This window comes from Leptospira haakeii, from assembly GCF_002812045.1.
GTDB classification, from domain to species: domain Bacteria; phylum Spirochaetota; class Leptospiria; order Leptospirales; family Leptospiraceae; genus Leptospira_B; species Leptospira_B haakeii.
This window is the reverse complement of the sequence record NZ_NPEG01000001.1, coordinates 495,574-508,244: the sequence shown is the minus strand read 5'-3', so window position 1 is coordinate 508,244 and position 12,671 is coordinate 495,574. Positions and strand designations below refer to the sequence as shown.

Here is a 12,671-nt window from a genome sequence, read left to right as displayed (position 1 = left end):
TGACCAAGGGCTCTTTTTTTGATTTTAGTGGACAATTTTGACCTTTCCGCTAAGATACGGAAAATTTTTAAAAAATAACTGATGTGTAATAAAGAGATCAGCCAATTCTAGATGGGCTAGGATAAGTTATGGAATTGGTTCAAAGCAGGAAGGAAAATGCGAAACAGAGTTTCTAGTCAAAAAATTATCTCCGGGTCGAGGATTATTCTCGCAGTTTTGGGGATATTAGGAGTCGGCACATCTGAGCTGACTGCCGGTAGTTACGGGGATATTTATGGCGCCCATGCGGGTGCAGCCGGGATGGCGGGTGCAGTTACCGCTACGGTTAATAACTCATCTGCGGTTTTCTATAACGTTGCCGGTTTAGGAAGATTGAACGAAGCAGATTTGTTCATCGCTCAATGGGAACAGAAAGAAAAAGATAAAGAAGCGGCAGCTAACGGAGAAGTTCCTAAGGATGCAAATGGGAATCCTATTCCTCAGGAAGGTCCTTTGCTTAACACAGAGCCTCAAACCGAAGCCGGTGCACCTCCGGATAAATGGTACAAAAGAGCTTGGTTTAATTTCAGAGACGGCTTTGCGAATATGGGAAAGGGGATGTTCACTTATCAACCTCTTCTCCGCCCGAACCGTCCTTATCATGAAGTGTCTTTTTTAGGGACTTACGCGAATCCTACATTAAAGAACAACGCTCCTAAGAACGAGAACACTAAGAACCCTGACGATAGTTATGTTGGTTTGGGTTTTACAATGAACCTAAACGAAATTTTCGATATAGGTAGAACCATCCGTTTCGGATTGAATGCAATCGTTCCTGCTTCCGGAAACTTGATGGTGGTGAACGATCAAAACCCGACAGTTCCTAGATACCTTCAATCAGGAAAAAGTAATGAACGTCCTACCATCATGGCTGGGGTCGGTGTTGAACTTTGGAAAGATCGTCTTTTTGCCGGAGTTGGTATCACTGCACTTGCAGGTGGTTCCGGTGCGATCTTATTAAAAGATGTTCCGATCTCTCCAGATCCTGTACAAGCAAATTCGCAAGTAGTTCTAACTTTAAAACCGATTATTAACCCTACTTATGGACTTCAATTCACTTATGGTAAGTGGAGTGCAGGGGTTTCGTATAAAAGAGAAACATATTTGTCTGCGGACCCGATTCCTGCTCGTGCCCAGACTACTCTTTTAGGGATCCAATTAGATTTCGATCTGGCTTTGTTGGATCAGTACAACCCAAGAGTTTGGTCTTACGGTATCGGATTCAGACCTACAGAAAAACTTTTATTAAACGTGGATGTGAACAGAGAGATTTGGAGTTTATATAAACTTTCTAGAATTAAGGAAAAATATTCCGAGCCTCTAAATTTCAATGATACAACCAACGTTCGTTTGGGAGCAGAGTATGCTTTCCGCCCTTTCTTGAAGTTCAGAGGAGGTATCGGAAAACGACCTAGTCCTGTTCCTCATTACACTGGAGAAAACAACTGGATGGATAATGATCGTATGATCTATTCCGTCGGGGTTTCCTATATCTTCAATGGAAGGAACTTTGCATTCTTGAAAGACAGATTGAAAAATCCGGTAATTTTTGATTTAGCAATCACGAACCAACAGTTGAAAAGTGTGGAGATCAATAAAACTTTCCCTACAGAAAGGAATCCAAGCTATAATTACGGCGGATATATCTGGTCCGTAAACTTCTCCGTAAGCTTATTCTTCTAATCATTTCTCCTTTCTGGGGAAATAAAATAACATCTGTTATCTAATAGCTCCATCTGAGGCGGAATTCAAAAACCGCCTCGGTTCTTTTTCTTGACCGAATGATCGCTACAGAGATAGTCGAAACTCGGTAATAGAGATGGAAAAGAATATAATTGAACTGATCACTCCCGTATTTTTCGTTTTGGTAGTCGTTGAACTACTTTATTCTGTGTTTGGCGACAAACCATTCTATCGTTTTAAGGATTCTATCAATAATCTTTCAGCTGGGATCTTTATGCAGATCTTTACAGTGTTTATCACTCTAGGATTGATGGCAGTGTATTCCTGGGTATATGCAAAATTTGGAATATTGAATATTTCAAACGATTCTTGGGTAGGTTGGGTGTTCTGTTTCGTTCTGGCGGATTTTTTCTATTATTGGTATCATAGATTCGGGCATGAGATCAATATTTTCTGGGCTTCTCATGTGGCTCACCACCAAAGTGAAGATTATAATTTTACAGTGGCTTTAAGACAAGGGGTCACTCAAAATACATTCTCCCTTCCTTTTTATCTTCCTTTAGCATTGATGGGGTTTCCACCTATCATGTTCCTACTTTGTATCCAGATCAATTTTGCTTATCAGTTCTGGCTTCATACTAGGGCGATCCCTAAATTGGGAATTTTCGAATGGGTGTTCAACACTCCTTCTCAACATAGAGTACACCACGGAAGAGATCCTAAATATATAGATAAAAATTACGCAGGAACATTTGCGATCTGGGACAGAATGTTCGGCTCCTATAAAGAGGAAGAAGAAGAGCCTATTTTCGGGATTGTAAAACCTATGCAAACTTGGAGTCCAGTTTGGACACAGTTCCATTATTTCGAAGAGTTATTTCAACTTTCTTGGAAAACCAAAAATTGGAAGGATAAATTTTTAGTTTGGATAAAACCTCCAGGTTGGAAGCCAAAAGATCTGGGAGAATCAGTAGTTCCTCCGGAGATAGATCGCGCTACTTATCAAAAATTTAATACACATATTCCTTATACATTATTAGCATATTCCATCACTCAGTTCTTCTTCGGGTTGGGAGCTTCTATGGTTTATCTAGAATTCAAAAAAGAATTACCTTTATTCGAAATGTGTGTCTTAGGTTTTTATGTGCTTTGGACTCTTTGGAATATAGGTGCCATTTTCGAACTAAAAACTTCAGGGATTGTTTCTGAGCTGATTCGTCTGGCTTCTATCGCTACGCTGACCTATGTGTATCCTTTCGATTTTACTCATGTGGAAAAATTGACTGCTGTTCTTCCTGTAGCGACTTTACAATATCTTCCTGAGCTAATGAAGCAGGTTGCATTGATCTCATTCTTTGTGTTGGGAGGCTTTTTGGTTTCTCAAAAAAGGTTTTTTAGCATCAAAGGATACACGCCTAAAACAGTTTAGTTCCGGATTTTTGAGCTAGTTTTTAGAGCCAAAAGCGCCTTTTCAACGAAGGCGCTTTTTTTATGGCCGTGAAAATAAATTGACGAACTATGTTTCGGCAAGTATCCACATAGAACCTATGATTTCCCGTTTTTCTTCCTCGGTTCTTGCAGCATCTTTTCTGATTTTGCTGGGGACTAATTTTTACGCCCAAGAATCCGACCCTTCTGCAAGTGATACTCCTACAGCCATTACGGAAGAGGAGAGGGCCTCTAAATCCCCTGTCTCCGTCTCTTATGCAAGAATTGATTCCGTTCTATTGTATTCTGATCTGGTTTACGTTACAAGGCAATCGGAGGTCAAACTTCCCGCAGGAGTTTCGGAAGTTTTACTAGGAGAAGTTCCAATCGCTTCTTTGGACAAGAGTGTGATCATCACATTTACTGATCCGAATAAAAAATTTAAGATCAAAGGGATACGTGTCTCGGAAAAAGCTTCTAGAAGAAAAAAATCCCAAGAAGCAGAAGAGTTAGAAAAAAGGAAAGAAGGTCTGCTCTTAGCTTTAAGTACAAAGTCTAGAGAAGTTCAGGACCTTTTGGATTGGGAAGCTTCTATCAAGTCCATTAAACCTGCGATCAGAGAGCAAGACGGAGTAGTGGAGAAGATCGATTCAGAAAATTTTTCTTCTTTCCGTAAAACATATGCTGAACTAGCGGAAGACAATACAAAACTTAGATTAGCAAAATTAGAAGAGTTAGATCGTATCCGAGAAGAATTTTATATAGTTACCACTAAGATCTCTCATCTTGCAGAGGGTGATACACTCCGCAGGAAAGAAATTCGATTAGATGTGGAATCGGATTCTCCGAATATTTTTCCTTTTGAATATAAATATCTGATTCGAGGCGCAAACTGGTTTCCTCGTTATACATTAGAATTGAATTCGAACGGACAAGAGGCAGAGTTAGGTTGGCATGCATTAGTCCGGAATGAAACGGGAGAAGATTGGAAAAACGTTCGATTAGAATTTTCCACAGCCAATCCAAACCAAGATATAGATTTACCTGAATATAGAGAATACAGGATCGCTTCTAAAGAAGTAGCGGTATATTCCGAAGACGAGGATTATTCTCCAGCTGATAAGGAATATAACGCTCCTTCTAAACCTTCTGCAAACGCTGGCGCTATGATTCAGACTAAAAAGGAATCCAAGAAAAAAGCGCCTGCGCCTAAGATATCTCAGAGAAGTAAAGCGGAAGAGAGAATCGACGATGTCCAATACCAAGAAAAGAATGATAGTCCTTTGCTACAATCTCGGCAATTGATAGAAGGAAATTATAAAGATAGATCCAATTCACTTCGTGTAGAAGAGAATATGAACAGACTGCAAGGAGAACTTGCGAGCCAAAAATATTCTTTCGACCAAGGATCTTACGAAGAATCTATTCGATATGGTAAGGAAGCACTTCGTAGATTTTCGGGTCTAAGAGAAAGTTCCAGAAAAGAACTAAAAGATCTAGAAAACGAAGTGCAAAATCTTTTAAATAGATCTTCTCAATTAAGTTCGGACAAAAAATATTCCAACCAATTGATTGCTCCAGGAATTTCTTCCGAAGGATTTGATTTCAGATATATTGCTCAGTCTAGAGAAAAAATTCCCTCTGATCGCACATTGAATCGAGTCTTTCTTCGCAAAAGGAATATCACTGTTCGCCCAGGCTACGAAACTTCTCCGCTTACAAACGATGGGGTTTTTCTAAATGTGGTTTCTTCGAATACGGAAAGGGAACCTTTGCTTGCAGGTCCTCTGGAAATTTACTCTGGGGAAAATCTTCTTGGAACAACTACTGTCTCCACTCTGAAACCTGGACAAGAAATCAAAATGGAACTCGGACCAGATCGGGATATCAAGGTGGAAAGAAAGCAAGAAAAACTGGATGATAAGTCCGGGATCATTTCGCGCAAAAAAAATATCCGTTATAGAGTAACGATCTCTATCAAAAACAATAAGCGTAGAGCAGTTCCTGTCCGCCTGATCGATCGTATTCCTTACACAAACGATGATAGTGTAAAAGTGGAATGGTCCGTGGGTGCTGATACGCCAAAATCCAAAACAGACGATGGAATTTTGACTTACGAGTTTGAGATCGGTGCAAACTCACGTAAAACAGTTCAATTCGAATACACTGTCTCTTACCCTGCAGACAATATCCTAAGAGAAACTTCAGGTTCTGATTCTTATTGAGGTTTATTATGAAAAATTATAAAAATTTAATGTATTCATCAGTCGCGAAATTCGCATTTATTTTTCTTTTGGCTTCTTTTCCAATATTAGGAAAAGAATTTAGTCTTCCTATTAAAGAGGTGACTGTCCATCAGGGAACGGCTCAAATTTTGAGATCCGGAAGAATACAATTAGAACCTGGAACGAATAAGATCGAAATCTCCTACCTTCCGGTTTCTCTTTTAGAAGAAACCTTAACGGCAGCGGTAACCTCTCCTCAAGTAGAGGTCACAGGTTCTAGGACTTGGAAAGAAGAAGGTACTGCCGCTTCTAATCCGGAGGTTGCGCAACTCCAGAAAAAAGTGCAACAGCTAGAGAAGGAGCAGGAAAGTATATTAGCCAAAGAGAATGATCTAAAAGCAGAAAAGGACCTATTATCCGAGATGCGAAAAAAGGTCTCGGATGTTGTGGGCCGTAACCTTTTATACGGAAGGGTAGAAGGAGATGGAAAAAATTGGGGAACGTATCTTAAAAAAACCAGAGATGAGGCTGTTTCTATTTTTGCTTCTTGGGAGAAATTAGAAAAGTCAAAACGTAAGGTCCAAACCGAGTTGGAAGAAGCAAGAGCGCAACTTTCACTCTTATTATCCCAAGCGGAAAAAAGTACGCGCACAACTTGGGTCCAGATCGTAAACACAAGTTCAGAGGCTAAAAGTGTAGAACTTCGTTTGAGTTATTTGGTTCCAAGCGCTGATTGGAAACCTACTTATATTTTAACTGCGGATGATTCTTTGAGTAAAGCAAAGTTGGAATATATAGTAGAGATCCGACAAGAATCTGGAGAAGATTGGAAGGGAGTGCAACTTTTACTTTCTACCACCAGACCGGATCTATCTCTTAGGAGAGACAGGCTTCGTCCATTAAGATTATTTGATGTAGAAGTGGACTCCAAGCAGGAAATCCTCACTAACCAGACTCAAGCGGTCGGCGCCGCTCAAATGCCTAATGAGGAATCCAATATCCCTGCCACGGAAGAGCCTTCTCCTTCTAGCGAAAGAGGAAGCGGATTTTTGTTCAGGCTTCCTAAAACGATTACTTTAGCTTCACAAAAAGAATCCAGAAAATTCGAAATGTTATCGTTTAATGCGCCTATCCAAGTGAAAACTGTGGCTTCTCCTAGATACAAACCATTTCCTTTGCTGGAAGCCGAATTTCAAAACATGGGAGAATTTCCGATTCTTCCTGGGGAAGTTTCTTTGTTCAGAAGTTCAGGGCTTGTAGGAAGAACGAAAGTTTCTTATGTTTCTCCGAAAGAAAATCTTTCTGTCTCTCTTGGAACAGAGGGCAGTTTAAGACTTTCTTATAGAAAGGATTGGAACCAAACAAAAGAAGGACTTATCTCTACTCAAAAAGTGATGGAGAAGAAAGTTTATCTAAGTTTGGAAAATTTCGGCAAAGAAAGTAAAACCGTGATCGTAAGAGAGCAGATCCCTATTTCCGAATCGGCAAGCGTAAAGGTAGAAGTGAATCAGGAGACAAGTACTCCAGGTTCCAAGGAATATCGTGCTAACTCTGGGATTATTGAATGGAACTTAGTGATCCCGCCTTCCGGGAAAAAAGAGATCAAGTTAGAATATAAGGTAACTTATCCGAATCACCAAAACTTGGATTTTCTAAGATCCTTTTAAGATTTTAGTCGGTTAGATTTTTTTCTCCACTCTTGTCTACTGGACTTGGGATACTTTTTGTGTCCCAAAGTTCCAGTTCCAAGTTTAACGGAAGATGTGCTGGAGCATAGATCTGAAATTCTCCTTCTCCCTTTCTAGTTTGGAAACAGATTTGTTCTGTTCGTTCAACTCTTTCCGGTTCAGAAGCTCTTTGGGGATTCCAGTTTTGTATTTTAGAAGAACTAGAACTTTTTCTTTTCAAGTTTAAGAGTACACATTGATTATCAGAATCTGAGTTCTCAAAAACAAACTTTACTCTATAAAAATTCTCTTCGGAATCTGTTTGATTTTTTTCGATTCCTATGATCCTAATCTTAGGTTTGCGCTTTTCTTGCTCTGGTTCTATTCTTTTAGGCAGAGGTTCTTGTTTTAAAAGATCTTCCATCGCGAGAAAGAAATCACTATCTTCTCCTACGTTATAATACTTTCCATTTCCTGTTTTGGCCAAAGATTGCATGACTCTTTTTTCTTCGGGTTTCAATCCCAGACCGAAGATGTGCATTTTGAAATTTATACCTTTTTGTTGAAGAACCTGGAGCTCTTTTTCCGGATTTCCGTAACAGCTTTCTATCCCATCAGTCACTAAGATCAAATCAGTTGGAGATTTTCTACGAACAATATAATCTCCAGCAATCCTGATAGATTCTGCAAGCGGGGTGGCGCCGGAAGGAGTCAGACCAAAAAGTTTATTTTGAAAACCGGGACGATTTCCTTTTTCTAATGGCTGATAAAGCCTGGAAGATTGGCAACCAGGGAGGCGATTTCCATAAGCGATAAAACCTACTTCAGTTTCCTCCGGAAGTTTATCCACATAATGACGAACATACTTTTTTGCCAGATGAACCTTTTGATAAATTCCAAGATATTCGTTCATGGAACCACTTGCATCTAGAATGAATAGTTTTGCTGTTTCAGGCTGCCCTGGTACTGCGAGCTCAGGCGATGTGTCAGAAATAAGAAAAGAAGGACCGAGGAGTAAAGATATGATAAGAATATACTTTAATATTTCATTATAAAGAATGGATCTGTATCTGAAATTTCTGAAAATGAACATGAGAGATTCGAATACTATATTCCTTATCGGATAAAAATAAAAACACCTTAGTGATCTAGCTACTTAGTTTATGTCTTATTAGTTCTAAGAGGGTTTACTTCTTATTCCAATAAACAAGCTGGGGATAAGATTCGATTTCTCCAAATCGTATCTTGATACAAGAAACGGATCCATATTCTAAAACTAATCGGAACGAATTCTCTAGGGGAAAACCTAACACGATAGATGACAAACATCGGATTGGTCCGCCGTGGCTGACCCAGATTGTTTTATATTCGGATGATTCCCCTTCTTCCTTTTTCAGATTTTCCCAAGACCTTGCTTCTTGAAGACATTCTTCCCAAGATTTTAAGATTCTGGTCTTTAATTCAGAGTAGGTCTCTCCTCCTGGAGGTCTTCTGTTTACAAAATCTTCCATCCATGAATCGGTTTCCGATCTTGGTAAGTCTTCCCATAAACGTCCTTCCCAATCGCCAAAATCTAATTCTTGGATGTTCGAGTCCACTTTCCAAGCGGGATTGTTCGATTTTGATTCCAGATGTTTGCTTATATACTCTGCCAGACTATAACATCTGAATAAAGGACTTGTTCGGATTGAATGTACTTTTTCGGGAAGAAGTTTCAAAACATTCTCCGCTTCTTTTTCAAAACTGAAAGGAAGTCCTAGATCCGATTTACCGTAACAAGTTCCTGGCTCTACTTCAGGAGTGGTATGTCTGACTAAAAAGATTTCCATGCGGCGACGATCCCAATCAGATATAATAGTTCGGTAACCTGTTGGACTGCACCCAAACAATCTCCAGTATATCCCCCCAACCATTTTTTGTAAAAACTTCTGAGATATACATATCCGAATGTTTGTAAAAGGAAGGGGTATAATAAAAACCCAAAAACTCTATCCGAAGGAAGATACTCGTTATGAAAGAATGCGAGCCAAGGAGCTAATCCCCAAATTCCGGCAATAATTACATTAGAAGTTTTTAAAGTTTGGATAATAGGTTTTGCTTTCGAGAGTTGGTCTTCTCTTACATAAGAAAGAGTTTTTGCGGTGAATAATGCCCAAAACCTACTGGAAGAATGCGAGGATAGTATGGTGATGAATAATACCTCTATAGAAAATTCTTCTAAAGATTTATAACATACAAATTTAAGAAGAAGAACGAGTATGATTCCGATCGTTCCGAAGGCACCGATCCTACTGTCCTTCATGATCTCTAGGATCTTCTCCTTAGTCCATCCTCCGCCGAATCCGTCGCATACGTCAGTAAATCCGTCTTCATGAAAGGCCCCGGTAACTAAAACGGAAACTGCCATTGCTAAAACGATGCTAATCTCCCAGGTCAAAGAAAGATCGGCGACCCATAGAACGAACCATGTTGTAGCTCCAACAATCCATCCTACTAAAGGAAAATATCTGGAAGAAGAATTGAGATATTCGTCCGAATGTTCCACCCAAGACGGAACAATGATACGAGTATTATAACGTACGGAGGAAAGAAAAATGATCAGTTCTTTGCGGATAAATCCAAACATACAAAGACGAACTTATTCATTCCTCCGAATCAGGCAGCGAGAATTTGATCCGCGATTAGTCTTTTTTTTCGGAAACACCTGCGGATTCAAAACTTGCCATTTCTCTTAAAAATGCTAATGCGGATTCTAAGATAGGATAAGCGAGCGCACATCCAGTCCCTTCTCCTAATCGAAGCCCAAGATCTAAGATAGGATTTGCGTCAAAAAATTCTAGGATCAATCTATGACCTTGTTCGGAAGATTTATGAGCAAAGACAGCATTGCGAACAATTTTAGGTTCAATTCTAGAAGCGGTTAAGAATGCAGAACTTGCTATAAAACCATCAACCAGGATCAAACGATTTTCTTTATAAGAAGAAAGCATTGCTCCGCAGATCATCGCAATCTCGAAACCTCCAAACTTGGAGAGAACTTCAATAGGATCTTTTGGATTTACTTGGTGTTTTGCTCTACATTCGGCCAGGATCTTTTTCTTACGTTCTAAAGACTGGTCATCTAAGCCCGTTCCTCTTCCTGTAAGATCTTCTGCGGAACGATCCAAAAATACGGAAGCGAGTAGAGAGGCACTGGAAGTATTTCCGATCCCCATCTCTCCAAATCCGATTATATTACAATCTTTTGGGACTTTGGTAGTTCCAATCTCTTCACCGATACGAATCGCTTCTTCACATTCTTCTCTTGTCATTGCCGGTTCGTTCAGAATGTTTCTAGTTCCGGCAGCTATTTTTGCAGATATAAAATCCGGATGAGACTGTTCAAAGTCGCCGGAAACTCCTGAATCTATAACCAGCAATTTGATCCCATGTTGTTTACAGAACACATTGATTGCCGCTCCTCCATTCAAAAAGTTTAATACCATTTGGTAAGTAACTTCTTTCGGAAATGCGGAAACTCCTGAATCTGCGAGTCCATGGTCCCCAGCGAATACTAATAAATGAGGATTGGATAATACGGGATCTACTGTGTTTTGGATCGTGCCGATTCGATAGGCAAGATCTTCTAATTTTCCCAAGGCGCCTAATGGCTTGGTTTTGGTATCAATTTTATTACGTAATAATTTATCTAAGTTCAATTGGTGTACATCTTTTGGGCGGATCATTTGTTTTCACTTGTTAAAATTTTAATATTAAACTGAAAAAGACCAGAAGATCCCGTTCAGTTTTAGGTCAAGGAGTTACGGATTTTGCAATGACTCCGTCGATATCGGGGCCTCCGTCAAAACTTCCTGTAGGAGTAGGAAAGGTTGATTGTCCTTTCGCATTCAATAGTTTAATAAATTTGAACCCATTTGTTTGTATATTGGAAAGCACTGTAGAATCGCATCCGTTTGCAAATCGAGCATCCACTGCTAGATCATCCAGGTCGAACGAGTCTCCACCTGCGGTTGCAACGAACGGATCTGGAAAAATTTCTTCAGGAGTGAGGGGATTCGTAAGCATATTCCAGAGTACAGGATTTGCTCCTCCGAATCGTATCCAATCCGCAGGGTTTAAACTAGCAGGGCTTGCGGCTCCGGTATATTGAGGATTGAATCCGCAATAATCTGTCCCGTCCAAACTCACTTCTACAATTATCGGTTCTATAAAATAATTGATCGAAGCTTGTTGTTGGAAACCATTTTCGAAAACAATAAAGTCTACGCCTGCACCGTTAGTCACGGTTGCTCCATTCCAAGAAAGGATCAGAAAATTATTCGGATCGGTCGAACCTATTGTATAAACATCTATACCACCTGAGTTCTGTCCTCCTCCACAAACGCCGTTGATCGCTTTTTCAGGATCTTTATATCGAATGCTAGGATTACTACCAGGAGCATTAACCACAGTATTTGCTAAAAGATATCCCGGGTCTATTGTTCCTGGTGGACAACTTTCTGAATTCGAGATCGAATTTTGACCGGTCAATAATAATCCAGTTAGATCAGTGCTACTTCCGGAGCCGTCACAGCTAATGAGAAAGAATAAAATAGGCATTCCAAAAAACGCAAATTTACTTATTTGTTTCATACGCTGTGACTCTCCTTTAGTTATCAAGATCTGATTATGGAATCATATAATTATAGCCGAATCCGTTGCAACCGTTCGTCTTAATTGCAGAAGGATTGCTTGTAGCCGGGTCACTTTTTGCCTCTGCTAAAGTATTTTTTCCATAAACGATTTGGCAATATTCGAAACAGCGACTTGCACTCGAAGGACAAGAATTGCTATGAATGGCAGTCCAGTCTATTCTTCCGTATTTGCTAGGGTTGGAAGAATCGTCAGCTGATGCTTGATAATAAAGTTTTCTATTAGCATTATCTATCTCAACGATAGTTAATTTCTGCATTCCCTGCTCGATCCAAGACTGAGCCGTTATAGCAGCAGTACCGAAAACTCCTCCATCAGATCCACCAGAATAATAGCCTATTTGCCAAGAACCACCGACTTCGATGTAATTTGCTTGGATCAATGCAGCGATGATCGCACTATTATCGGACTCTGATTTTTCCGTTTCGAAACAAGCTGTGTTGATTAATGATAAAGCGAATAGTAGGATTATCGCTTTTGTCCTGAATTTTCTCATTTTTCTCTCCTGATGTCTGCCGGATATCGCAGAAAAAGAAAACAATAGCAAAACAACGTTAGTCGATCATCGACCATAAAAAGATCAGAACGATTTCGTATTTGCAGTGGTTTTCTTTTTCCGTTCGAGAGCCCCGACATTTTAGCTTTCGGGGCCCCATCGCAGAAAGCGCGGATGCGCTAAAGAGCGAGATTTACGATACCCCCCAACCTCGAGGTTAAAGTATCGCGGGGAAGATCTGGCTTATTCCGTTTAAAACGGACATCACAGTTGCGGGTCAGCGCGGGAATTTCACCCGACTTCCTCCCTGAAAGCGTAATTCCAGGTTTTGGTTTAGCACTTCCGCTGGCAAGGGAAAAACTATAAGGATACGGAGACCGTCTATTCTTTGCATTATTAGGATAAATCGACTATATTCAAAGTATAAGAACGATTAGAAAG

General features: G+C 40.0%; 10 protein-coding genes and 1 riboswitch. Of the genes, 4 read left to right on the top strand and 6 right to left on the bottom strand.

The window, feature by feature from the left end:
* The first annotated feature begins 156 nt into the window (after positions 1–156).
* The 4 genes from CH377_RS02480 (at position 157) to CH377_RS02465 (ending at position 7,042) form a co-directional block, all read left to right on the top strand.
* A complete protein-coding gene (locus tag CH377_RS02480) occupies positions 157–1,722 on the top strand; it encodes an OmpP1/FadL family transporter (protein WP_100722245.1) in 1,566 nt (521 codons plus the stop codon).
* Positions 1,723–1,858: 136 nt separating this feature from the next.
* Positions 1,859–3,151, top strand: coding sequence for a sterol desaturase family protein (locus tag CH377_RS02475; RefSeq protein ID WP_100722244.1), 1,293 nt, complete (start codon positions 1,859–1,861; stop codon positions 3,149–3,151).
* Positions 3,152–3,269: 118 nt separating this feature from the next.
* A complete protein-coding gene (locus CH377_RS02470; protein WP_100722243.1) occupies positions 3,270–5,375 on the top strand; it encodes a mucoidy inhibitor MuiA family protein in 2,106 nt (701 codons plus the stop codon).
* Between the two features lie 8 nt (positions 5,376–5,383).
* Positions 5,384–7,042 (top strand): mucoidy inhibitor MuiA family protein, encoded by a 1,659-nt coding sequence (locus CH377_RS02465; protein WP_100722242.1) that lies wholly within the window; start codon positions 5,384–5,386, stop codon positions 7,040–7,042.
* Between the two features lie 4 nt (positions 7,043–7,046).
* Here the strand turns inward: CH377_RS02465 and CH377_RS02460 are convergent, their stop codons facing one another.
* The 6 genes from CH377_RS02460 to CH377_RS02435 all read right to left on the bottom strand — a co-directional run bounded on the left by CH377_RS02460 (position 7,047) and on the right by CH377_RS02435 (position 12,230).
* Entirely contained in the window at positions 7,047–8,135 is a 1,089-nt protein-coding gene (locus CH377_RS02460; protein WP_100722241.1) for a vWA domain-containing protein, read from the bottom strand.
* Between the two features lie 94 nt (positions 8,136–8,229).
* Complete coding sequence (locus tag CH377_RS02455; protein WP_100722240.1) at positions 8,230–8,871, bottom strand: histidine phosphatase family protein; 642 nt, start codon at positions 8,869–8,871, stop codon at positions 8,230–8,232.
* Positions 8,856–9,668: an adenosylcobinamide-GDP ribazoletransferase gene (locus tag CH377_RS02450; protein WP_100722239.1), complete on the bottom strand. Its 813-nt coding sequence runs from the start codon at positions 9,666–9,668 to the stop codon at positions 8,856–8,858. Before CH377_RS02450 ends, CH377_RS02455 begins: the two co-directional genes overlap by 16 nt.
* Before the next feature lie 55 nt (positions 9,669–9,723).
* The gene (gene cobT / locus CH377_RS02445; protein WP_100722238.1) at positions 9,724–10,767 is read right to left on the bottom strand and encodes a nicotinate-nucleotide--dimethylbenzimidazole phosphoribosyltransferase; all 1,044 of its coding nucleotides are present in this window, start codon (positions 10,765–10,767) and stop codon (positions 9,724–9,726) included.
* Positions 10,768–10,834: 67 nt separating this feature from the next.
* Positions 10,835–11,674, bottom strand: a complete 840-nt coding sequence (locus tag CH377_RS02440) for an LIC_13355 family lipoprotein (protein WP_100722237.1) — start codon at positions 11,672–11,674, stop codon at positions 10,835–10,837.
* 34 nt (positions 11,675–11,708) lie between these two features.
* On the bottom strand, positions 11,709–12,230 hold the full coding sequence (locus CH377_RS02435) for a hypothetical protein (protein ID WP_100722236.1): 522 nt from the start codon (positions 12,228–12,230) through the stop codon (positions 11,709–11,711).
* A gap of 194 nt (positions 12,231–12,424) precedes the next feature.
* Positions 12,425–12,551, bottom strand: a riboswitch (adenosylcobalamin (AdoCbl) riboswitch).
* Positions 12,552–12,671: the final 120 nt, after the last annotated feature.